Source organism: Wolbachia endosymbiont of Anurida maritima (assembly GCF_042182995.1).
Taxonomy (GTDB): Bacteria; Pseudomonadota; Alphaproteobacteria; order Rickettsiales; family Anaplasmataceae; genus Wolbachia.
On record NZ_CP102058.1, the window covers coordinates 914,116 to 937,710 of the forward strand.

Sequence of the window (23,595 nt, forward strand, 5' to 3'; positions counted from 1 at the left end):
TATGTACTATGTTAACACTAAAGAATTAGTGAGTAATGGTTATAGAATATGCATGGTGGGATACCAAATAAGGAATTTAATGAAAATAATAATCAATGCATTTTAGATTTAGATAAAGAATTATCTTACATTTTAAATGAGTTAGCAATCAATAGAAATGTATTAAATAGTTATGCTCAACATATAATGTTTCTTCTAGAAGCAAGAGCTAATCGAGATACAAAAAACCGACATGGAAAAACTTTATCACATTACTTAGATGAAAAATTATCTAACATTCTAAATGAGTTAGCAATGAAGAAAGATGAATTAGATAATCCTGATCGTATTCAATATATAATGTTTCTTCTAGGAGCAGGAGCTGATCGAGGTACACAAAACCGACATGGAAAAACTCTGTCACATTACTTAGATGAAAGATTATCTGATATTTTAGGTTGGTTAGCAATCGATAGAGGTATATTAAATGATTATATTCAACGTATAATGTTTCTTCTACAAGCAGGAGCTAATCCAAATGTACAAAACCAAGATGGAAAAACTCTGTTACATTACGTTGCTGAACATAACGATACTGGCGGTATACGTTTTCTTTTAGGAGCGTGTGCTAATCCAAATGTGCAAGATCAAAGTGAAAAGACTCCGTTACATTATGCTGCTGAAAATAACTGCCTTCAAGCTATAGAACTTCTTTTAAAAGCAAAAACTGATCAAAATGTGCAAGATCAAAGTGGAAAGACTCCATTTGAATATGTTACTGAACATGAGTGCCGTCAAGCTTTGAAGGATTTAGATTGTAGTTCTAACGATAAAACAACTTGTACTAAATTAAGTGATTCGGATTCAGACAACGATTCGGACTATTATTCAGATGATTCTCATGAAAATGAAGAGAATCCGGCAAAGAGCCCTAACAACGACAACCGGACTCCTACAGATCAACAGACAAGCTCAGAAAGGCCAGTAGTTAGTGATAGGGACTCAGAAGACAGTTCGGACTATTATTCAGAAGACGAGGATTCGAGCTGTAGTTCAAGTGATTATCTTTTTCTAGAAGACTCACTGTTAGCGAAGCTAGAAATACCATTAACTACAGATGAACAGAAGCTAATTGGTAAGTTTTGTGAGGAGATAATAGGTACAACAGCACAAAATAAACAAGAATCTGAAGAAAGTATTCTAGAAAGTATTGAGAAAATAGTAAATGAGTACTTGGAGAAAGGACTAAGATTAAATTCAAGTTGTAGTAATGATAATGACAATGGTGATAAAGAAACTGTAACAAGTTTAATATTTAAAGAAATGGAAGGAGTTATTGCTCAGCTTCGTGTGAATCCACGTTCTTCAACCGCAATGCTTAATACACATGATTATACCGATGAAGGTGATGGCGACGAATATAAAGCTTCAGACATCATCATAAAAAGGATCACAAGTAATTTGTTGTTAAAAGGTGGAATGGGAAAAAAATTTCTCTTCGGTGATACCGAGCTTACAAATAAACATTATGACTTTGATTATTTAGATGATCTCAAGAGGCAATATAAGGATAGGAAAGAAGAGCTAATAAGTATAGCATGTGAAGGTATTGTAAACAAAAGTAAGCAAACTCATGAGTATGACCTTAAAGCAGAAATAGATAATCAATATTTTTATGTGAAATATTCACAAGATAGTATTATTGAACCTGTAAAAATCTTAAACAATGAAAAAGCTAAAGAGTTAAATTTAAAAGTCGGCATACTTCAAATTGGGAAAAGTATAGTAAGAGTTGAAAGCGTAGGTAAAAAAAGAAATTATACAGATATCTTAAAAGGTAGCATTAAAATGTCTTTTACCACTGATGCAGGAGAGATTAGTATTTATTTACATCCTAGTGAGAAAGATGGTAATAAAATAGAGGTAGAGATTGATAAAGAGAGCGAAGCAAGGCTTAACAAGTTAAAAGCTGAGAAGAGAAGTTTAGGAGAAAACTGTCTTTTGGGAGGAAAAAGTGTTCTGGACGCTATAGAAGATAAAGTTTTTGAGAAAAATGGTAGTGTGCCAACCGAGATTACTAAGGATGTTCCATCTACTGATCTTACGCAAGTTTGTTTGCAGCGCAAGGCAAGGTCTAGGGGTTAAGTTATTCAAGATAAGATTTAAGAAATTAGTTATAGCAATATGGCTAAATGATTTTGAGTATGAGATTTTAATGTTCCCAGAAACTCGCCACGATGATCAAGTGGATAGTACGGTACAATATTTACAATGGATGAGAAAAACTAACACCAGTGCTTTCAGGGTCAGGGACTTTGGCCCATAAGTGTTGAAAGTATCAAAAATAACGTGATATGAGATGATCAACGGCATGTAAATTACCTCCCGACAGTAAAACAATCGAACGTATAAAAGAGTCATTTAGATCCAATGTGAATTGCAGTAATGCTATTTTGAACCCATGTAGATTATTTTTGATTTTATAAACAAGAAATAACAAAGCCGTAATAATAATCATGTAAATATACACCTTCATGCCATTCATAGTATGGCTTAAAAAGTGCTTATATCCAAGATTTTGCTTTATAAATTTAAAGAACACTTCTATATCCCATCTGCGCCTATATAGCTCTGTTACTTCATAAGCTGGCATTTCAAACAAGTTTGTCAAAAACCATATTTCATCTCCAATTTTATTTCTGATTTTTATTAGCCGTAGATCATGCTTTTCTGCCACTTTACCTCGTGCACGATAAAGATTAACTATTATATCTTCTAAAATCTCTGATCCATCCGATTTTTGTTCTCTTATAACTTTGTTCCTGCTTATAACATCATGTTTTCTTCCCACTTTAACTCTTGTGATAAATTTGTACTCCTTTTCATCAAATTCGGCAAAAGTTCCAACTTTTCTGATTCCTCTATCAAATAATAAAATATCCTCTTTTTCAACTTTAGCTTCATTAATTGCTCTCACTAATGCTATATCTTCACTACTTTCTTCTTGTCCTTTACAAAATCTTATACTTGTCGGCAATTGATCCTTTAATCCTACACTCACTTTAACTTGACTGTCGTTACTTTTACCGCCTATTTTTAGCCCATCTTTTATGAGATATCCCGATAAATTTATGATCGTCGAATCAAACTTATGTAAGTTATTTGATGTTTTTTGGGGTAATAGCTTTTTAATCTTGCTCATCAAATCAATATATACTCCCTTAAAATATTCTGGATTTATAACTTTTAACCTTTTTGACAAACCACTGTATGTTACTGTACTTTTATCGCTATTCTTATCCATTATACACCTGTTTATTACCATTTCTAGCGCTCTTAGGCTTGTTTTTTGCCCCATTAATATTAACTTCATTAGACCTTTAAATATAATCTTGCCCAACAATTTAGTATTACATTTATCTACTTCACTTAATTTTCCTAGCCTTTCTAAATCCTCATCTTTTATTAAATTTAGTACTCTTTCTATTTGATCCATTATTGCCTCCATTTTCTTGCAATAATAGTTCTTTATGTCTTTTTTGTGTTACTTTCAACACTTATGGTCTATATCCGTATGATCCTTTTTGGAAGTCTGATTCGAATATCGGTTCAAGTATTAGCTTCAGTGCTGTTTGCACTATTCTATCCCGGATGCAGGGTATGTTCAACTTTCTGAATTTTCCTCCAGATTTTGGTATTTCCTTCCTCCGGTTCCTATTTGGGCTATAGGTCTTGGTTATTAGTTCGTGTCTTATTTGTTGAAGATACTTTTCTAAGCCTTCTGCCTCTATCGATTCGAATGTCATCCCATCTATTCCTGGTGCCCCATTACTCTTCTTTGTTAGTTTATATGCTTCTTCCAGTGTCTCCATCTTGCAGACGTGAACATAGATTCCCCAGAATCGCCATTCCGGTTCTGCTTTCGCTTTGATATATATCTTTCTTCTCAGGTCTTGTAATTTTATTGGCATTTTTATCATTTTTACCTTTACCTTCCTTTTGTTAAAAGATTTCTACTAGCAGGGTGCCTTTGCTCCATGAGCGTTGCCTCACTTCTTCACTACTACGCACCCATCCGCCACCCTCTCATCTTCGGTTCACTTCCTGTTTTCCAGTTATAGAACCTATCTCTCCAAGGTATTTCTCCTTGGGATGAGGAGGGCTTCTCCAGTTGCTTTGTATGTCCTCATTGCCATGCCGTTACTAACACCCCGCTGAAGTAGACCAATCGTTTCATTCGTTTTTCGTCTGGTCTATTCTGTCTTCGCCAGTACCAAGATGGCTCGACCTTCAGAATATTTCTTTCGAGGCAATCTGTGTATTCGCTTTCGCTACGGCCTGGTAATTCGCCATTATCCTACGATAATGTTGTCGGTAGGCTTCAACATTTTGGTTTCCCTCCATGCTGCTACCCAAGCTACAGGATTCCGACTTTTATCCTGGTAGGTCTATCTCCTACTGAACAATACTCACCTTCTCTGGACGCACTTGGTACTGAAAAAAACAAAGATACTCTCATTCACTTTCTCAATGATATATTGGACTTCACTGGCAAAGATGAAATAGAAGAAATAGAATTTCTCAGCACTATCATGGATGCTGAAACTGCCTCTGATAGACAAAGTATAGTTGATGTTCTTTGCAGGGATTCTAGTGGGGCCAGGTATGTGATTGAAATGCAGCTCACTCGCGATAAAGGCTTCGAAAAACGAGCTCAACTATATGCTGCTAATGCTTACTCAAGGCAAGCTGATAAATCTGGTAAGTACATTGATTTAAAGAAGGTTTTCTTTATTGCTATCTCTAATTGTAATTTATTTCCTGATAAGCTTGATTATATATCCAGCCACACTATAAGAGCATGTCTTCAAACTCAAGAATGAGCTAATTTGTGAAGCATAATAGTGATCATATTAAAAAAGATGTTATTTTTTGAAGTGAGAGGAGAATGCTCATAATCCTTACTCATACGTCTAAAATTGGAGAGCCAAGCAAAGGTTCTCTCAACAATCCAACGTTTAGGAATAACCTGAAATCCTGTATCAACTACTTTCTTGGTAATCGTCAACAAACATCCAGTTTCCAATAAACAGCGGTTTTGCAATTTACCTGTATATCCTTGATCAGCAAAAAACTTACGTAATGTTGGAGCTTTGCATTTGGCTTGAACAAAAAGATTTAGTGCACCATCACGATCTTGAATGCTTGCACTGTGTACTTCAGCAGCAATTACAAGACCTAGAGTATCTACAACGATGTGGCGTTTTCTACCCTTTACTTTCTTGCCAGNCATCATATCCTCTGGATCCCCTTTTTGAGTGGTTTTTACTGATTGACTGTCAATTATTCCTACTGATGGAGTTTCATTCTTACCAATTATCTTTCTTAGTTTTTTAACTAGAAAATCATGAATTTCTTGCCATATTCCACTTTTTTTTAAACGCGAATTACAACTATACACGGTTTTCCATGGTGGAAAATTCTTAGGTAGTTGTCTCCATTGACAGCCTGTTCTCATCACATACCTTATTGCATCGATAATCGTTCTGATACTGTGTTTTCTTGGTCTGCCGGTCTTTTTAGGTTCAAAATATTGCTCTATCATCTTCCATTCTTTGTCACTTATATCGCTTGGGTACATTTAAAATATATCTTATAACACACTTCTTAACTCCTTTCTACTTAGTTTGAAGACATGCTCTAAGAGATGAGAAAACCAATGAGCATGACTTAAAAGATTTTCAATTTGTATTTATTGAACTACCTAAATTTCCTAAGAATAAGGAAGAACAGCTAGAAAGCATAGTGGATCGTTGGTTATTTTTCTTCAAATATGCAGATGAAACTACGGAAGAAGACTTAAGGAAAATAGCAGAAAAAGCACCAATAATAAAGTTAGCCTACGATGAATTAGACAGGTTTAGCTGGAATGAAAAAGATTTAGTAGCGTATGAAGAAAGAATAATGGATCTACGTAAGGAAGAAGTCATTCTTGAATACAGACTTGACCTTGCTACTGAAAAAGGCAAAAAAATTGGTAAAGAGGAAGGGAAAATTGAAGGGAAAATTGAAGTCGCAAAAGCAATGCTGGCTAATAATGTTGATGTTAACACTATTGTCAAGTTTACTGGCCTCTCCATGAGTGAGATCAAAGAATTGCAGAATTAAGTGTGAACGGTACAGAGTAATTTCAAAGTGCATTTGCAATTGGAATGGATACATTTAATGAGAGTCCCATTTCACGGTGTTCAAATCTACTCCTTCTTGTACCATCTCCCAAAGTGGGCTCATTTCTCTCAGTCGGCCAACATTTTTAGCAACAAGATCTGCTGCGTACAAAACTTCTTCTTTAGTTGTAAATCGACCTAGGCCAAATCTAATTGATGAATGCTCAAGGTCATGGCCATTATTTAGCGACCGTACGACATAGGAAGGCTCAAGAGACGCAGACGTGCACGCAGAACCAGAACTTACTGCTAAATCCTTGATTGCCATGATGAGAGACTCACCCTCAACATAGGGAAAGCTCAAGTTTAGGTTGCCAGGAATTCTATTTTCATAATCACCATTTAAAACGATATCAGGAAACGCTTCTTTTATCTTATTATACAAAATATCCCTTAATTCTTCCACTCTAGTTGTTTCTTTTTTCATTTCTTCTCTAGCAATACGTGCCGCTTCACCAAAACCGACTGCAAGGGGAGTTGGAACTGTGCCAGAGCGCATGCCTCTTTCCTGTCCACCACCACTAATTAGCGGTATCAGCCTAACACGAGGATTCTTTCTACGGACATATAATGCACCTATTCCCATAGGTCCATAAATTTTGTGGCTAGAGAGACTCATGAGATCAATGCACATCTCATTAACATCAATTGGAACTTTTCCAAAGCTTTGAGCTGCATCTGTATGGAAGAATATATTACGCTTCCTGCATATTTCACCAATCTCCTTTACAGGCTGAATTACTCCGATTTCATTATTTACCATCATCACTGAAACCAGGATTGTTTTATCAGTAATTGCTTCCTCAAGCTTTGATAAATCTATAATTCCGTTTTGCTTAACAGGCAAATATGTAACTTTAAAGCCTTCATTTTCCAGATGCCGACAAGAATCCAGAACACACTTATGCTCCGTGCAGACAGTTATTATATGATTTCCTTTATTTTTATAAAAGTGAGCAACGCCCTTGATTGCCGCATTATTTGACTCAGTTGCACCTGAGGTAAAGATAATTTCTTTGCTATCTGCGTTCACCAGATCAGCGATGTGTTTCCTTGCTTTTTCCACTGCTTCTTCAGCAGTCCAACCAAATGAATGGCTGCGAGAGTGTGCATTACTGAACTCACCAAAGTAAGGTATCATCACCTCTAAAACACGGGGATCTACTTTAGTAGTAGATTGATAATCAAGAAATATTGGTAATTTTATTTTAGTATCATGTATTTTTTTACTTTCAACATTCATAAAGCTACCACAGAGACAAAATTTACAACTATTTAATAGCACTAAAATTTAATTTTTTCAAGGTATAATCTTGCATCAACAAACATTATCACCAAAGGGATGTGTGTATGACGCTGGTTCCTTTATGACGGTGTCATGCAAGTAGCTGACACTGGTTCACTTTACGATGATGTCATGAAAGTAGCTGACATTGGGATCCAGAAGACAACCAAATAATAAAGGCTAGATCCCAGTGTCACGCACTACCTTCCGTATAAATATTAAGAAATTTACCAAACGGAAAAAAAGGCAAAAGAAGCCCCGTGGTTGGCTAATTACTTACATTATACTTTCAAGTATGGCGTTTTTTTATTCTAAACGCTTAATAACCGCGATTTAGCTGCTTTTTAATGCAACTAACCTTTAGTCATAAATGTTTAAGAAATTTACTAAACAGAAAAAAAGGCAAAAGAAACCCTAGGGTAGCTAGTTATTCACTATCCATTTTTTAAGTTGGCGTTTTTTTATGTTTTAAATGCTTTATAAGCGCGTTTCAGCTTATATAGCTAGAATATTGATGAAGACATAAGGTGCACATAGTGCAAAAAATTAAAAATAAGACGCCAGATACGTGAGTTTTTTTGTCATTTAACCTGTACAGAGAAGATAAATAAATAGCTTCAGTTTCATGATAAGGGCGCTGGCGGAGTTTGTCAAGGAAGTTTTTTCGTTTCTATTCCCAATCAAAGTTTGTTATATGATTATGCAAGAAGTCTAATGAAGAAAAGACTTAAAGAGAGGCCAAATCAAAGTGCAATGGTATTTCACTAATCCAATTATTTTTCTCCTGATCTAGCCTATCATCCAATATTGCCTGCCTTATTGATGCCATTAACTTATTCATGAAAAAAATGTTGTGAATGGTAACGAGCGTGTAAGCCAGAAGCTCTTTAGCTTTCAGTAAATGGTGTATATAAGCTCTTGAATGTTTTCTGCAGGTAAAACATAAACAGTCACTTTCAATTGGGTTATCGTCTAGCTCGAATTGTTGATTCCGCAAATTAATATGCTCTTTGCACTTTGAAGAAATAGAATCTCTATTTTTTACTTTAATAAGCGCACCACCATGCCTTGCTAAGCGGGTTGGATGCACACAATCAAACGTGTCAATTCCAAGACTTACTCCGCGAAAGATGTCCACAATCCCACCAATACCAAGCAAATGAGTAGGCTTGTCTTTTTTTAGGTGGTCCATAATGAAAGAAACTACATCGTACATCTGCTCTTTACTTTGACCAAGTGATCCACCTATTGCTTGACCAAAAAATGGCAAATCGTTGATAAAATCACAACTTTCTCTACGTAAATCGTGATATATTCCGCCTTGACTAATTCCATATAGCGCTTGCTTGCCATTATTGTTTTTTTCAAATTCATTTAAAGAACGTTCAGCCCATCTGTGGCTCATGAGCATTGATTTTGCTGTGTACTCTTTGCTTACGTGAAATGGAGTGCATTCATCTAAAACTAGGATTAAATCTGCACCTAATTTTTGTTGAATTTGTATAGATTTTTCAGGGGTTAAGCAATAAGTTTTACCATTAATGTAAGAACGGAAAATTGCCCCATCCTCGTTAATTTTGATCAAAGTTTTTTGTTTTTTTCTTATTCCTTTTATCTCTTCTGAAACAGATCCGTGGCCTAAACTAAATATCTGATATCCACCTGAGTCAGTGAGCATTGGCCCATTCCATCCCATCATCTTGTGCAAACCACCAAGTTTTGCAACAGTATTCTCTCCTGGTTGAAGCATTAGGTGATAGGTGTTGGAAAGTATGATTTGGGTACCTGCTTCACTTATTCTTTCGGTATCTACAGCTTTAATTGCAGCTTTTGTTGCACAGAATATAAAAGCTGGTGTTTCTATACTTCCATTTGGAGTTTTGATCGTTCCAACTCTTGCAGAACCTGATTGCTTGATTATCTTAAATGCAAATTCTTCTTTCATCTATTTGCCTGAAAGTTCTGCTATGATGTTTTCTACTTTCTCAGGAGTAAGATTTTCATAGAAGTCATTATTAATCTGCACAACGGGAGCATTAATGCATGCACCGAGACATTCAACTTCTTTTAAAGTGAACAAATTATCTTTAGTAGTCTCACCGATATTGATTCCAAGTTTCTCTTTAAAGGTATTTAAAACTTTTTCGCTACTGCATAACCAGCAGGNGGTTGTTCTACAAATTTGTATTAGATATTTACCTACTGGTTTTAAATTATACATGGTGTAGAAATTTGCCACTTCATATACACGAATATGTTGAATATGCAGCATATCAGCAACGTAACGCATAGCAGGTTCAGAAACCCATCCGCATTGCTCTTGAACCAGATATAGTAAAGGCATAACAGCACTACCTTCTCTACCTTTAGGATACATCTCTATAAACTTTCCTGCTTTCTTGAGGTTTTCTGATGTAAAACTAAACTGCTTTTCTTTTTCTGTCATTCGTGAGACTCGTGTAAACTTTAACGGATTATACCTGTAGAACCAATGATTGCAATTGTTGGTTTTTTGAGAAATAGCATAAAGCTTTTTAGCCCTCTTCAAGCTTATATTTACCTTTTAGTATAAAACATTATATTAATTTTTTAATTTTAGTTAAAATTTTCATTGACATTAACACACAGGAGTAATCATAATAGCATTTTATTAATATTTTAAATAAAATTATGTCTATATTAAGAAGACTGCTCGGAATCAACTCAAGTACACTGGAAGTTAAAGAGGCGATAGGTTTTAACCCAGCAAACGTAGGGTTGATTGAAGGAGATGGAGTCGCTTATGGACTCAGCTATCAAGATAATGGTAATGGGAGCAGTAAAGTAAAATTACTTATTAGTCCATTATATCAATCAAAAACATACGAATGGGGTACAAATATCAGCGTAGCAAATGAATTCAAAGATCAATTATCTCTCACATTAATAGAAGATTCAGCTGAAATAGATAAAGTTGGAGTTATCTTTCCTGAAGAGGGAATTGGCGAAGAAGGAGANAAATACGTTAAAGGTTTATCTTTTCACACTTACGGAATCAAGCAATCAATCAACGTACCTTCAGTTGAACATTTAGATAAAAGGAAATTACAAAAGAATATTAATAATGGTAGTCCTGCAAATGTGGGCAATAGTTACTTTCAACCAAAAGCAGTAAAAGTTGGTAATGGTAATGTCATTGTAATCGCTCATAACTTAAAGGATCAAGCTTTAGTTTCTTGGTATTTACAATCAGACACGAATGGAAAGTTCAGAGCTTTACCTGGAGCAAAACACACCATAGAAAGAAAATTACTCAAATTTGATAATCCAGGGCAATTAGTACTAGATGAAAATACGATACTTTATTCGCAAGTGAGAAAAAATAGTATTGAAAATCAAGAAGTAAGAACAAATGTTTTTAAGTTCGATATGGCTAAAGTGATTCAGGGTCTGAGGGATGGAAAGGGAGTTAATGGCTTTTTACTTGGTAATGGAAAAGGTCAAAGAGATAATAAAGCACTATCTCTTTCTAGAGAACATGAAATAAGCTTTTTGCAGTATGTTGAAGGTGGTGATCTAGTTGCTTTTCTTGCAGAAGGCCGGTCGCCTAATAAACAAACGTTACATTTAACAAGTCTTGTTAAGAATGGATCAAAATCGGACTTTACTGTTTGCGAATTTGAAGATTCTATAAAGCAATTGTACGTTAAAGACAATGGTCAAGACAGTTTTATTGTAACTGCAATAAGTGAAGGAAACATCACAATTTGCAATCATCAAAGATTTGAAAAACCTTCCAAGGTAACAATAATACCGGCAAATAGCATCAAAACTCTCAGTGATTTTGTTAATATCATTAACGGTCGATTAACGCCAGATATTATTTCTAGTAGTACCGTGGCTCCTGTAACTATTACAGAAACGGTTGTGACTTCTAAGAAAACGCCGACTGCTGCAATTGCTAGTACAGCAGAAACCGACACTGTGAAGACTACCAAATTAACGACAGAAGCATCAACTACCGTTGCACCTACTTCTACAATGAGTAAACCTTCAACGGCTCAAACAAGCACAGTAACAGTGGAGCCAACAACAGAAGCCGTTGCGTCGACTTCTACGATGAATAAACCTTCAACAGAGTCAACGACTCAAACAAGCACAGTAACAGTGGAGCCAACTGTGCCAACAACAAGCTCAGAGAGAACTACACAAACAGTGTCTACTATGCCGAGTACTAGAACAAGGGAGTTGACAACTCCTATGTTCACTACAACTTTATTTTCTCAATCTACTTCTTCACCACAGCCTACTCAACTTGCTATAGGGTCTAATAGGGCAGGAATGATAGGGGGATCTTTGGTTGGAGCAATAGGTATTGTTGGAATTATAGGATTCATAGCATATAGATATGTTAAGGGGCGTAATGCTGCTCCTGTGTTAGAACTAACTGATTTGGGTTATAGAAGGCGATCATCTTCAAGTAGCGATGAAGAAATTTTTACCACTGGTGATAGAATGCGAACTATATATCAATCTGAAACAGTGCTAAATAGTATATCAGTAGAAAGTAGTAGTCGATCAAGAAGTAGCTCATCGTCTTCGAGCAGTGGACCAGGCTCTTGACTAACTGAAATGGAGTCTAAAAGTGAAAAAAGCTTATCTTGGGATAGCGATGATGTGCCAGAATATCACCTTTAGCTATTTGTCTAAATGTTTTTAATATGTAGACTGTTAGAGCATGTCTTCAAACTCAAGAATGAGCTAATTTGTGAAGCATAATAGTGATCATATTAAAAAAGATGTTATTTTTTGAAGTGAGAGGAGAATGCTCATAATCCTTACTCATACGTCTAAAATTGGAGAGCCAAGCAAAGGTTCTCTCAACAATCCAACGTTTAGGAATAACCTGAAATCCTGTATCAACTACTTTCTTGGTAATCGTCAACAAACATCCAGTTTCCAATAAACAGCGGTTTTGCAATTTACCTGTATATCCTTGATCAGCAAAAAACTTACGTAATGTTGGAGCTTTGCATTTGGCTTGAACAAAAAGATTTAGTGCACCATCACGATCTTGAATGCTTGCACTGTGTACTTCAGCAGCAATTACAAGACCTAGAGTATCTACAACGATGTGGCGTTTTCTACCCTTTACTTTCTTGCCAGCATCATATCCTCTGGATCNCCCTTTTTGAGTGGTTTTTACTGATTGACTGTCAATTATTCCTACTGATGGAGTTTCATTCTTACCAATTATCTTTCTTAGTTTTTTAACTAGAAAATCATGAATTTCTTGCCATATTCCACTTTTTTTTAAACGCGAATTACAACTATACACGGTTTTCCATGGTGGAAAATTCTTAGGTAGTTGTCTCCATTGACAGCCTGTTCTCATCACATACCTTATTGCATCGATAATCGTTCTGATACTGTGTTTTCTTGGTCTGCCGGTCTTTTTAGGTTCAAAATATTGCTCTATCATCTTCCATTCTTTGTCACTTATATCGCTTGGGTACATTTAAAATATATCTTATAACACACTTCTTAACTCCTTTCTACTTAGTTTGAAGACATGCTCTAATACCAATTCCGACTGCAGAATAAACAATTTATATATCTACATTCATATTCACCAGAACTAAGCTCAATTTGATTTGTTAATAATGAGACTTGGTATAAGTTGTCATTCTAGCGTTGCTCGTACAGTTATAGACGTCAAGCCTATTTAGTACTGCATATCAAGCTCATACTCAGTATGTAAATCTTTGACTAAAGCTACAACGTATTCTTTTTGAACAATTATACTGATTTTGATTTCAGATGTTGTGATAGCAAGTATTTCTACCTTTTTTTCGCTTAAAACCTTGAGTGTGCGGTGCATCACTTCAGTGTTAGACATAACACCAATACCAATTATTGAAATTTTAGCTACATTATCGTTTATAGCATAATTTTCATTCTTATTCAGTAACTTTTCCATTAAATCAATATCAAATTTGGAGATAACAAAACTTGACCCATGTATCATATCAATTTTAACGTTTGCTCCTGCTATATCTCTTAAAGTACGCAAGTTATTTGCAAGGTTAGTGAAAGTTACAAGAGCTTCATTAGTGCTATAAGTTATTCCAGTAATTAAGTATCTCTCTAGTACATCCCTTTTGTGTAGTACTGTGGTGCCTTCTACTTCCTTAAAAGTGGATAGCACTTGCACTTTAATGTTATGTTTCATTGCAAGTTGTACTGAACGATTATGCAGTATTTTAGCACCAGATGACGACATTTCCAACATTTCATCGTAAGAGATAAATTTGAGCTTGCGTGCCTTTGGAACAATTTTCGGGTCTGCTGTATATATTCCATCAATATCAGTAAAAATTTCGCAAGCTCTAACACCAAAGGCTATCGCGAAGGCAACTGCTGATATATCAGAGCCTCCTCTTCCAAAAGTAGTGATTCTATCATCATTTATACCCTGAAAACCAGCGATGATCGCAGCAGTATAACCCTCAGCAAAAGATCTTTTCACACGTTCAATCTTTATTGTTTTTATTTTAGACTCAGAATAAAAATCATCAGTTACAATTGGTAACTGCCAGGCAAGCCATGATTTAGCATTAACTCCGATCGATTGGAGAGTGATAGCTAATAGACCGCAAGAGATTTGCTCTCCTGCTGAAAGCATAACGTCATACTCTGATAACTCTTGTCTGCAACTTAAATTTGAGATTTGTCTAGCCTGAAAAGCCATTTGGTCAGTAAATCCTGCAACAGCAGATACAACAACGATTACATTACAACCTTTCTCAATATCGTTTTTTATCAAATTTGCAACTCGGTTTAAATCAGTTAGCGAAGTCCCACCAAATTTTTTTATGATTATTTTGTCCATAGTTACAATATAACTCTCTTCTGAAGAAAAATATAGTTTTTGTAGAGATAGCAGCTTGCAAGCCATTTAGAAAAGGGAGGACAAAGCTATAGCTAACGCGTCATACCACGATTCATTCCATAGCTGTACGAACATTCATTTTTGAAGGTAAATTGCACAGCAAATGGTGTCATCCCAGTGCCTAGACACTGGGATCCAGAAGACTTAATTTCAACCAAGTGGCTGCATAATAAAGGCTGGATTCCAGTGCCAAGCGCTGGAATGACATCCTCCCTTGTGGAAATTGCTCTCAAATCACAATGTTCGTACAGCTATGGATNNGCGCGGTATAGATTCCGCTAACTAGTAGCGGAATGACGAATTTGTTGTTTTAAAATTGTCAGTAAATCTAAGCCACTTTAACTATATAGCACGAATTAAACCACTAAGCAGCAGAAGACCTTGCATGACCTCCAAAAAATGCTTTTACTCTTTCAAGATAAGTAGGTGGTTCTGCAGGGATTTCTATTTCATCTATTTTAGAATATATTGCCGCGTCTACGACTTCATCCGTTATTAACTCCCTTAACCTTTGTTTTATCTGCCCTCTCTGAATATGCTCCCCATAGTCGTTATAAAACTTTACATATAATTCCTTAAACACGAATTCTTTTATAGCATCTCTTGTATAAGAAATGCCGTCCTTTACTTCATCACTCACGTTGCTCAAATCCACTTCAGAACTTGGTGAATACAAATCATCAAAATTTTCTTTCAAAACTTTTATCTTATAGTAGTGCTTATCCACATATTTCTCAAGAAATCTTTTAGTAGCATTACCGGCCAACTCTCCTATTATCTGAGGCTCTAATTGAGCTGCAAAATTATTTTCTGCTTCAAGGCCACTTAATGCATAAATGATACGATTAAGCATTCCAGGACCACACTGGCGATTACTTTCCTCAAAACGAACCTGCAATATGGATTTCAACAACTCTACATCTGCATTTTGCTTTCTTGCTGCAATTAAAACTAAATTTATAGCCTGAGTTAATGTCAATCCAGTTTTAGAATCTACCCACCTTACCCATCCTCCTTCTCTATAACCATCTAGGTTCAAATAAGGTGCTATCAGTTCTTTTTGCTGATTTGTTAACCCGCTTATATAACTTTTAAACTCTTCATCCAGCTCATTTGACGGAGTACCATATTCTTCCTTTAATTTTTTGGCACACTCAATAACGCTTTGCTCAAAACTTCTAGTATGAACATTCTGATTGCCAGTACCTACATCACTTACATTAAACAAGAAGCTAAGTTGCTGTACATTCAAACCCAAAGGTGAGAAGAGCTTTATCAATGGATACTTTATTAACTCAAGAAGTGCCACTGGGATTAATAATATAGTATTGATAAGCACAAGAAATATGTTAATACCTGGTATCCTTCCGTTAATGTTCAGTAGCAGCAACCCATTAAGGGCAGATATTTTCGATGCACAGTACACAAATGGTAATTGAATGCAATATATTAAATATATAGAGAAAAATAGAATCTTATCTTTCAACCCTATTGTTGGGTCATTATATACTTCAGAAAAAATATCATCATCACTATTTTCATTTTTGAAAGATTGATAGCTGCTTGTAATCTTTTCTGTAAAAATAGAACAGAGCTTATGCAGTCCGTAGCATGCAACACAGGCAGCAAGAAAAATTGCAAGTGTTCCAAAAACAGCTAATGCCTCAGAGCATGTCTTCAAACTCAAGAATGAGCTAATTTGTGAAGCATAATAGTGATCATATTAAAAAAGATGTTATTTTTTGAAGTGAGAGGAGAATGCTCATAATCCTTACTCATACGTCTAAAATTGGAGAGCCAAGCAAAGGTTCTCTCAACAATCCAACGTTTAGGAATAACCTGAAATCCTGTATCAACTACTTTCTTGGTAATCGTCAACAAACATCCAGTTTCCAATAAACAGCGGTTTTGCAATTTACCTGTATATCCTTGATCAGCAAAAAACTTACGTAATGTTGGAGCTTTGCATTTGGCTTGAACAAAAAGATTTAGTGCACCATCACGATCTTGAATGCTTGCACTGTGTACTTCAGCAGCAATTACAAGACCTAGAGTATCTACAACGATGTGGCGTTTTCTACCCTTTACTTTCTTGCCAGCATCATATCCTCTGGATCCCCTTTTTGAGTGGTTTTTACTGATTGACTGTCAATTATTCCTACTGATGGAGTTTCATTCTTACCAATTATCTTTCTTAGTTTTTTAACTAGAAAATCATGAATTTCTTGCCATATTCCACTTTTTTTTAAACGCGAATTACAACTATACACGGTTTTCCATGGTGGAAAATTCTTAGGTAGTTGTCTCCATTGACAGCCTGTTCTCATCACATACCTTATTGCATCGATAATCGTTCTGATACTGTGTTTTCTTGGTCTGCCGGTCTTTTTAGGTTCAAAATATTGCTCTATCATCTTCCATTCTTTGTCACTTATATCGCTTGGGTACATTTAAAATATATCTTATAACACACTTCTTAACTCCTTTCTACTTAGTTTGAAGACATGCTCTCACTTGAAGTTTTAGCAAGAAGGAATGCATAAAGTGCATTAATAAAGATATTAAGTAAATATTCAGATAAAAGAACTGCTCCAATAATAGCACAAACAGCAGCACCAACTAATAAACCATACCTACAAACAACTAAAAATCTTTTTAACCCCGGATTCATAACCCCCTCTTAATAATCTGTTAATATAATTTATTTTAGGAATAAATTGAAAAAAATGCAAGTTTTTATAAAGATCGATTGAAATTTCTGAGCTTAGGTTATATTGTTAATCTATTCAGATAAAAGTTATTGTGTCAAACAAAATAGGTTTTTGGGCTATTTTTGCCTTAGTGATTAGTAGCCAAATTGGCTCTGGAATTTTTATGCTTCCAATTAGCCTTGCTCCATATGGCGCTTAGATGTACAGTTCCAAAGTATGATTTGCTTATAACATCTACTGAAAATTTTATATATTTAGCTATGAGTAAGGTTATGTTGCAGAGGGAATATTTTTGAATTTACTGGTTTGCGGATAAGCTCTTATTACCTGGTGTAAAGTTAAGTTTCCTGGATTTCAGTGTCGGCTACTTGGATGACAAAAAAAGGAGGTTACTGAGATGACATCTTTTTTCTTGATACAAATTGCTCTTATATCTCAGTGTTCGTACAGTTATGGGCTGTGCCTTATGGGTGCAACCTGTGATGTTGGAGGTAATGCAGGAAGTCTAATAACGCAGCAACACGGAACCCCAGGTTAGTCCTGCACCTATTGAAATCAGCAGTGCCAGGTTTTCTAATTTTATTTTTGATTTTTGTATTGCATAATCAAGTGCTAGTGGGATTGATGCCGCTGAGGTATTTGCATGTTGATCAACGGTATTAATCACTTTCTCTATAGGGAAATCTAACTTCTTTACTACTGCTTCAATAATACGAATATTTGCTTGATGGGGAATGAGCCAGTCAATATCAGTAATTTTTAAATTATTGCATTTCAGGGTTTCCTCTATTAAGGCTGTTAACTTATCCACTGCATGTTTAAACACTTCTCTTCCATTCATGCATATTTTTCCAGAATCACCAGTAGAGGATACCCCTCCGTTCGTACATAGTATGTCCACATTGCCATCAGAGTGTAAGTTTGTTGATATGATGCCGCTTCTACCCAGTTCTGATTTCATCACCACTGCACCAGCACCATCACCAAAGAGTACACAAGTTGACCTATCTTCCCAATCAACAATCCTAGACATTATTTCAGCACCTATAACTAGTGCATATTTAATTCTATTGTTAGATTTTATGAGCGAATCAGCAACTGTAACTGCATATATAAAACCAGAGCATACTGCTTGTACATCAAAAGCAAATGCGTTTTTACATTTTAGCTTACTTTGTACAATCGTTGCACAGCTAGGAAAAGTTTTATCAGGCGTTGTTGTGGCAACTATGATTAAATCAATTTCATCTACTGAAATTTTAGCTTTTTCTATAGCATTTCTTGCTGCATTTACAGCTAAGTCTGACGTTAACTCTCCTTCATCTGCTATATGCCTTTGAACTATTCCTGTTCTCTGCCTTATCCATTCATCGCTCGTCTCAACTATCGATGCAATTTCGTTGTTACTCAACGTTTTTCTTGGTAGGTAAGATCCAGTGCTTAATATGAAACTTTTATTCAATATGACTTACCCCGTTAATTATCTTTTGATTTAAATTTTCACTAATTGCATTTACTGCAAATTTTATGGCATGGGCAAAAGAAATAGCATCAGAATTTCCATGACTTTTAATGATGATACCATTCAGCCCTAAAAACATAGCTCCACTTCTAATTTTGGGATTAAAACGTGTTAAAGCTCTATTTAGTTTGGATTTTAACAACATACCAACAAGCATCTTTGTTGCCCATGAGCTCAGTACTTCCTGCTTTATTAGATTGATAAAAGTATTAGCGGTTGCCTCAGCTGTTTTGAGCATTACATTGCCAACAAAACCATCAGCAACAATCACATCTATATTGCCCTCTAAAAATTCACTTGCCTCTATATACCCTTTGAAATTAATGCCTGGAGCGTTTTTAAGCAACTCAAAAGCGCCGCGCACTGAGTCATTACCTTTAACTTCTTCTGTGCCGATATTTAGCAAAGCAACTTCAGGATTATCAATTTTNNTTGCTACTTTTGCAAATATATTTCCCATTAATGCAAATTGAAATAATGAGTCGGCATTACAATCGACATTTGCACCAAGGTCAAGCAAAGCAAAGCTTTTTGTCTTAGTTGGACAGATAGAGGCAATAGCAGGACGATAAATGTTTGGTAATGTTCCTAAAATAAATCTGGAAATTGCCATCAACGCCCCGGTGTTGCCTGAAGACACCACTCCAAAAGCTTTACCTTCTTTCACTGCAACAATTGCAGCTTTCATACTTGAGTCTTTACGATGCCTCAGTGCAAAAGATGGCTTATCATTTGCAAGGACATTGTCAGAACAATGAGTAAACTCAGAATTATTGCTTACTTTTTTGTATTTTGAAAGCAAAGGAGATACTTCTTCCTTATCTCCATAAATATGAAAAAAAACTTTAATGCCTGGGTCAACAAGATTATCCAAAAAAAAAACAGCACCCTGAATTACGGAAAGAGGCGCAAAATCGCCCCCCATAGCGTCAAGTGCAATAACTATATTATTATTAACTGTAGATAACATACCATAATAGTCATTCTGCCTGTTGCTTAATGAAAACCCGTTTTCCTTTGTAACTGCCATCAACTGCCACGTTATGAGGCAACATGAATTCCCCAGTTGTTGAACACACCACAATATTCTTAGGCTGAATAGCATGATGAGAACGATGCATATTACGCCTTGACTTTGACTTTTTTCTTTTTGGAACTGCCAAAATTTCCTCCATTCTACTACAAAATACAATACATTAGTAACATGTTTTTTACAGGAAGTAAACAGGGATAGTAAAATAAGTAAGGTTTGCTTATGTAATTGAGTTCTATAGCTAAAGTGGCTCTACAATTTGAAAAACCGTCATTCCGCTACTTGTTAGCGGAATCTATACCGCGCATAGTTGTACGAACATTCATTTTTGAAGGTAAATTGCACAACAGATGATGTCATTCCAGTCTGGAATCCAGANATTTTGCTTATAACTGAGCTGATGAGCTAAAGGTAGGTGTCTTACGCTAAAACAAACGTTTTTAATTAAGTTGCATAGAAGCTGGATCCCAGTGTCTGGGCACTGGCCCACTGGTGGGAATCCNCAAACTACAACGTTCGTACAGTTGTGGATACCGTGGCGGTATGACGTGTTGCTTGGGTTAGCAAGAGCTTTAAATTAAAACATCAAGTATGTTGAACTTAAAACATATCTCAGCTATACTTTGCGATAAAGTTAATAAAAATTTTAATAAAATCAGTAAGACTCTCTAGCTAAAATGAATACAAAGTGAGCTTTTTTGATATAAATAGTGTTAGAATAATTGGTAGGTACTTTATCAATTTTTTGTTAAGGCTTGGTAGTGCATTCATGTTTTTTATTCAATCTCTATATCACTGCCTTGTGCCGCCATATTATTTTAGCAACGTAGCAAGACAAATTATAGAGATAGGCTTTTTCTCTCTGCCAATTGTTGGGCTCACTGGAGTTTTTATAGGAGCGGCGATAGTTTTACAAAGTAGCTTGAGTGACTCATTAATTAACCAAGAGCAGATAATACCCAAACTTGTTACGATCACTGTCATTAAAGAGTTAGGACCAGTTTTGATCAGCTTAATAATGGTAGGAAAGGTTGGATCATCAGTTGCAGCAGAAATTGGTACAATGCGCATCACCGAGCAAATAGATGCACTTACAACTTTGAATATCAACCCTTTTAAATATTTAATTGCACCAAGGATTTTAGCGTCAATCATAGTATTTCCCATACTTACAGTATGTGCAGATTTAATAGGAATATTTGGAGGATGTATCACTGCAGTCTTCGAATTTAACCACAATTTAAATATATACATTAAACACACAGTTCAGTTCTTTAATACGTATGATTTTATAACTGGGCTAATAAAAGCAACTGCATTTGGCGCCATAATTTCTGTCTCAAGCTGCTATTACGGTTACCATTGCAAAGAAGGTGCACGAGGAGTAGGTGTTGCTACAACATCAACTGTTGTTTTATCGTCCATACTGATCATTTTAGCAAACTACATGATTACTTTGATACATGCGTAACCCCATAATATCAATATTGAACTTAAGCTTATCTTTTGATGATAGGACAGTACTAAAAGATCTAAATTTTGATATATCGAAAGGGGAATCATTAGTCATACTTGGCGGCTCAGGGAGCGGCAAGTCTGTATTAACAAAAACAATCATTGGCTTGCTGGCGCCAGACTCAGGGTCTGTTAAAATAAATAGTAAAAGCAAAAATAAATTTGGGGTTTTATTTCAAAATTCCGCTTTATTTGACTACGTTACAGTGTGGGAAAATATATCTTTTAATTACAAAAAGCGCTTTAATATCAGCAAAAAGGAGGCAAAACAGCTAGCAATCGAGAAATTAAATGATGTTGGACTGGAGGAAAACATAGCAGATATGTTTCCAATAGAGCTATCAGGCGGAATGAAGAAAGTAGTAGCACTTGCAAGGGCGATTGCACACAATCCAGAAATCATTATTTTGGATGAACCAACTTCAGGATTGGACCCAATTATGTCAGATATAGTAAACGAGATAATAATAAAATTATCTAAAGACTTTAACCCTACAATTATCACGATTACACATGATATTCGTAGCGCATTTAAAATAGCTGACAAAATAGCAGTATTATATGAAGGGGAGATCATTTCCCATGGAACTGTTCAGGAAATACAAAATACTAATAACGAATATATAAAAAAATTCATTCATTATAGATAGCTAAAGATATATACACTATTGCTAACAATCATATTTTTGAGTTTTCACTCTGTAAAAGGTAGCGGACATTGGAATTCAGATTTTTTTCAAACTGGATCCTATAGCTGACCCAAGCAACACGTCATACCGCGATTCATTCCATAGCTGTACGAACATTGTCTAGCAGGAGGGTGTCATCCCAGCGCCCCATAAGTGTTGAAAGTATCAAAAATAACGTGATATGAGATGATCAACGGCATGTAAATTACCTCCCGACAGTAAAACAATCGAACGTATAAAAGAGTCATTTAGATCCAATGTGAATTGCAGTAATGCTATTTTGAACCCATGTAGATTATTTTTGATTTTATAAACAAGAAATAACAAAGCCGTAATAATAATCATGTAAATATACACCTTCATGCCATTCATAGTATGGCTTAAAAAGTGCTTATATCCAAGATTTTGCTTTATAAATTTAAAGAACACTTCTATATCCCATCTGCGCCTATATAGCTCTGTTACTTCATAAGCTGGCATTTCAAACAAGTTTGTCAAAAACCATATTTCATCTCCAATTTTATTTCTGATTTTTATTAGCCGTAGATCATGCTTTTCTGCCACTTTACCTCGTGCACGATAAAGATTAACTATTATATCTTCTAAAATCTCTGATCCATCCGATTTTTGTTCTCTTATAACTTTGTTCCTGCTTATAACATCATGTTTTCTTCCCACTTTAACTCTTGTGATAAATTTGTACTCCTTTTCATCAAATTCGGCAAAAGTTCCAACTTTTCTGATTCCTCTATCAAATAATAAAATATCCTCTTTTTCAACTTTAGCTTCATTAATTGCTCTCACTAATGCTATATCTTCACTACTTTCTTCTTGTCCTTTACAAAATCTTATACTTGTCGGCAATTGATCCTTTAATCCTACACTCACTTTAACTTGACTGTCGTTACTTTTACCGCCTATTTTTAGCCCATCTTTTATGAGATATCCCGATAAATTTATGATCGTCGAATCAAACTTATGTAAGTTATTTGATGTTTTTTGGGGTAATAGCTTTTTAATCTTGCTCATCAAATCAATATATACTCCCTTAAAATATTCTGGATTTATAACTTTTAACCTTTTTGACAAACCACTGTATGTTACTGTACTTTTATCGCTATTCTTATCCATTATACACCTGTTTATTACCATTTCTAGCGCTCTTAGGCTTGTTTTTTGCCCCATTAATATTAACTTCATTAGACCTTTAAATATAATCTTGCCCAACAATTTAGTATTACATTTATCTACTTCACTTAATTTTCCTAGCCTTTCTAAATCCTCATCTTTTATTAAATTTAGTACTCTTTCTATTTGATCCATTATTGCCTCCATTTTCTTGCAATAATAGTTCTTTATGTCTTTTTTGTGTTACTTTCAACACTTATGCCCAGCGCCCCTATGATGTCATCCCAGTGCTTGACACTGGAATCCAGGAATTTTATTAAGTTGGTAAGCATAAAAGTAGCCGTTTTATGTTAAAATACAGCGTTTTGATGATTATGAAAAAGCTGGATCCCAGTGTCAAGCACTGGGATCTGATGGGCCAAAATCACAATGTTCGTACAGTTATGCGCGGTATAGATTCCGCTAACACGTAGCGGGATGACGGTTTTTCAAATTGTCGTAAGTCAGTTTAGCTATATATAAGATAACAGAACTGTTTGTATTAGTTATATATTTAAGAACCTTATTGATATTTT

At 35.3% G+C, this 23,595-nt stretch carries 21 protein-coding genes and 2 pseudogenes; 6 read left to right on the forward strand and 17 right to left on the reverse strand.

The window, feature by feature from the left end; genetic code table 11:
- The first annotated feature begins 48 nt into the window (after positions 1-48).
- Complete coding sequence (locus tag NOX90_RS04945) at positions 49-2,124, forward strand: ankyrin repeat domain-containing protein (RefSeq protein WP_375603762.1); 2,076 nt, start codon at positions 49-51, stop codon at positions 2,122-2,124.
- 193 nt (positions 2,125-2,317) lie between these two features.
- Here the strand turns inward: NOX90_RS04945 and NOX90_RS04950 are convergent, their stop codons facing one another.
- Together NOX90_RS04950 and NOX90_RS04955 are read right to left on the reverse strand one after the other, a co-directional pair.
- Positions 2,318-3,487: an IS4 family transposase gene (locus NOX90_RS04950; RefSeq protein WP_253303197.1), complete on the reverse strand. Its 1,170-nt coding sequence runs from the start codon at positions 3,485-3,487 to the stop codon at positions 2,318-2,320.
- 49 nt (positions 3,488-3,536) lie between these two features.
- Positions 3,537-3,959 (reverse strand): hypothetical protein, encoded by a 423-nt coding sequence (locus tag NOX90_RS04955; protein WP_375603763.1) that lies wholly within the window; start codon positions 3,957-3,959, stop codon positions 3,537-3,539.
- Positions 3,960-4,415: 456 nt separating this feature from the next.
- On the opposite strand from NOX90_RS04955, the pseudogene NOX90_RS04960 reads away from it, so the two are divergent.
- Positions 4,416-4,838 (forward strand): annotated as a pseudogene (locus NOX90_RS04960) (Rpn family recombination-promoting nuclease/putative transposase); the annotation flags it as partial.
- A 14-nt stretch (positions 4,839-4,852) separates the two neighbouring features.
- Here NOX90_RS04960 and NOX90_RS04965 read toward each other — a convergent pair.
- Complete coding sequence (locus tag NOX90_RS04965) at positions 4,853-5,620, reverse strand: IS5 family transposase (RefSeq protein ID WP_375603764.1); 768 nt, start codon at positions 5,618-5,620, stop codon at positions 4,853-4,855.
- Between the two features lie 53 nt (positions 5,621-5,673).
- Here NOX90_RS04965 and NOX90_RS04970 point away from each other — a divergent pair.
- Positions 5,674-6,147 (forward strand): annotated as a pseudogene (locus NOX90_RS04970) (Rpn family recombination-promoting nuclease/putative transposase); the annotation flags it as partial.
- Positions 6,148-6,201: 54 nt separating this feature from the next.
- On the opposite strand, the gene NOX90_RS04975 reads toward NOX90_RS04970, so the two are convergent.
- From NOX90_RS04975 to nuoE, 3 genes are all read right to left on the reverse strand, one after another.
- Positions 6,202-7,449: an IscS subfamily cysteine desulfurase gene (locus NOX90_RS04975; RefSeq protein ID WP_250296067.1), complete on the reverse strand. Its 1,248-nt coding sequence runs from the start codon at positions 7,447-7,449 to the stop codon at positions 6,202-6,204.
- A gap of 769 nt (positions 7,450-8,218) precedes the next feature.
- Positions 8,219-9,436 carry a tRNA guanosine(34) transglycosylase Tgt gene (tgt, locus tag NOX90_RS04980; RefSeq protein WP_375603765.1) on the reverse strand — a complete coding sequence of 406 codons (1,218 nt, stop codon included), beginning with the start codon at positions 9,434-9,436 and terminating at the stop codon, positions 8,219-8,221.
- Positions 9,437-9,937 carry an NADH-quinone oxidoreductase subunit NuoE gene (nuoE, locus tag NOX90_RS04985; protein WP_375603766.1) on the reverse strand — a complete coding sequence of 167 codons (501 nt, stop codon included), beginning with the start codon at positions 9,935-9,937 and terminating at the stop codon, positions 9,437-9,439.
- 224 nt (positions 9,938-10,161) lie between these two features.
- On the opposite strand from nuoE, the gene NOX90_RS04990 reads away from it, so the two are divergent.
- Entirely contained in the window at positions 10,162-12,093 is a 1,932-nt protein-coding gene (locus NOX90_RS04990; RefSeq protein ID WP_375603767.1) for a hypothetical protein, read from the forward strand.
- A 127-nt stretch (positions 12,094-12,220) separates the two neighbouring features.
- Here the strand turns inward: NOX90_RS04990 and NOX90_RS04995 are convergent, their stop codons facing one another.
- The 10 genes from NOX90_RS04995 to rpmF all read right to left on the reverse strand — a co-directional run bounded on the left by NOX90_RS04995 (position 12,221) and on the right by rpmF (position 19,818).
- Complete coding sequence (locus tag NOX90_RS04995) at positions 12,221-12,988, reverse strand: IS5 family transposase (protein WP_375603768.1); 768 nt, start codon at positions 12,986-12,988, stop codon at positions 12,221-12,223.
- A gap of 207 nt (positions 12,989-13,195) precedes the next feature.
- Entirely contained in the window at positions 13,196-14,362 is a 1,167-nt protein-coding gene (locus NOX90_RS05000; RefSeq protein WP_375603769.1) for an aspartate kinase, read from the reverse strand.
- 92 nt (positions 14,363-14,454) lie between these two features.
- The gene (locus NOX90_RS07385) at positions 14,455-14,655 is read right to left on the reverse strand and encodes a hypothetical protein (RefSeq protein ID WP_410543686.1); all 201 of its coding nucleotides are present in this window, start codon (positions 14,653-14,655) and stop codon (positions 14,455-14,457) included.
- 131 nt (positions 14,656-14,786) lie between these two features.
- Positions 14,787-16,103 carry a hypothetical protein gene (locus tag NOX90_RS05010; RefSeq protein ID WP_375603771.1) on the reverse strand — a complete coding sequence of 439 codons (1,317 nt, stop codon included), beginning with the start codon at positions 16,101-16,103 and terminating at the stop codon, positions 14,787-14,789.
- Positions 16,104-16,105: 2 nt separating this feature from the next.
- The gene (locus NOX90_RS05015) at positions 16,106-16,564 is read right to left on the reverse strand and encodes a transposase (RefSeq protein WP_375604575.1); all 459 of its coding nucleotides are present in this window, start codon (positions 16,562-16,564) and stop codon (positions 16,106-16,108) included.
- Complete coding sequence (locus NOX90_RS05020; RefSeq protein ID WP_375603639.1) at positions 16,507-16,872, reverse strand: transposase; 366 nt, start codon at positions 16,870-16,872, stop codon at positions 16,507-16,509. The genes NOX90_RS05015 and NOX90_RS05020 overlap by 58 nt, the downstream gene beginning before the upstream one ends.
- 41 nt (positions 16,873-16,913) lie before the next feature.
- Complete coding sequence (locus tag NOX90_RS05025) at positions 16,914-17,093, reverse strand: hypothetical protein (RefSeq protein ID WP_375603772.1); 180 nt, start codon at positions 17,091-17,093, stop codon at positions 16,914-16,916.
- A gap of 545 nt (positions 17,094-17,638) precedes the next feature.
- Positions 17,639-18,595: a beta-ketoacyl-ACP synthase III gene (locus NOX90_RS05030; protein WP_375603773.1), complete on the reverse strand. Its 957-nt coding sequence runs from the start codon at positions 18,593-18,595 to the stop codon at positions 17,639-17,641.
- Entirely contained in the window at positions 18,588-19,625 is a 1,038-nt protein-coding gene (gene plsX / locus NOX90_RS05035) for a phosphate acyltransferase PlsX (RefSeq protein WP_375604610.1), read from the reverse strand. Before plsX ends, NOX90_RS05030 begins: the two co-directional genes overlap by 8 nt.
- A gap of 10 nt (positions 19,626-19,635) precedes the next feature.
- The gene (gene rpmF, locus NOX90_RS05040; RefSeq protein ID WP_065094662.1) at positions 19,636-19,818 is read right to left on the reverse strand and encodes a 50S ribosomal protein L32; all 183 of its coding nucleotides are present in this window, start codon (positions 19,816-19,818) and stop codon (positions 19,636-19,638) included.
- Positions 19,819-20,376: 558 nt separating this feature from the next.
- On the opposite strand from rpmF, the gene NOX90_RS05045 reads away from it, so the two are divergent.
- Entirely contained in the window at positions 20,377-21,159 is a 783-nt protein-coding gene (locus NOX90_RS05045) for an MlaE family ABC transporter permease (RefSeq protein ID WP_375603774.1), read from the forward strand.
- The gene (locus NOX90_RS05050) at positions 21,152-21,853 is read left to right on the forward strand and encodes an ABC transporter ATP-binding protein (protein WP_375603775.1); all 702 of its coding nucleotides are present in this window, start codon (positions 21,152-21,154) and stop codon (positions 21,851-21,853) included. The genes NOX90_RS05045 and NOX90_RS05050 overlap by 8 nt, the downstream gene beginning before the upstream one ends.
- Positions 21,854-22,057: 204 nt before the next feature.
- Here the strand turns inward: NOX90_RS05050 and NOX90_RS05055 are convergent, their stop codons facing one another.
- Complete coding sequence (locus tag NOX90_RS05055) at positions 22,058-23,227, reverse strand: IS4 family transposase (RefSeq protein WP_253303197.1); 1,170 nt, start codon at positions 23,225-23,227, stop codon at positions 22,058-22,060.
- Positions 23,228-23,595 lie beyond the last annotated feature (368 nt).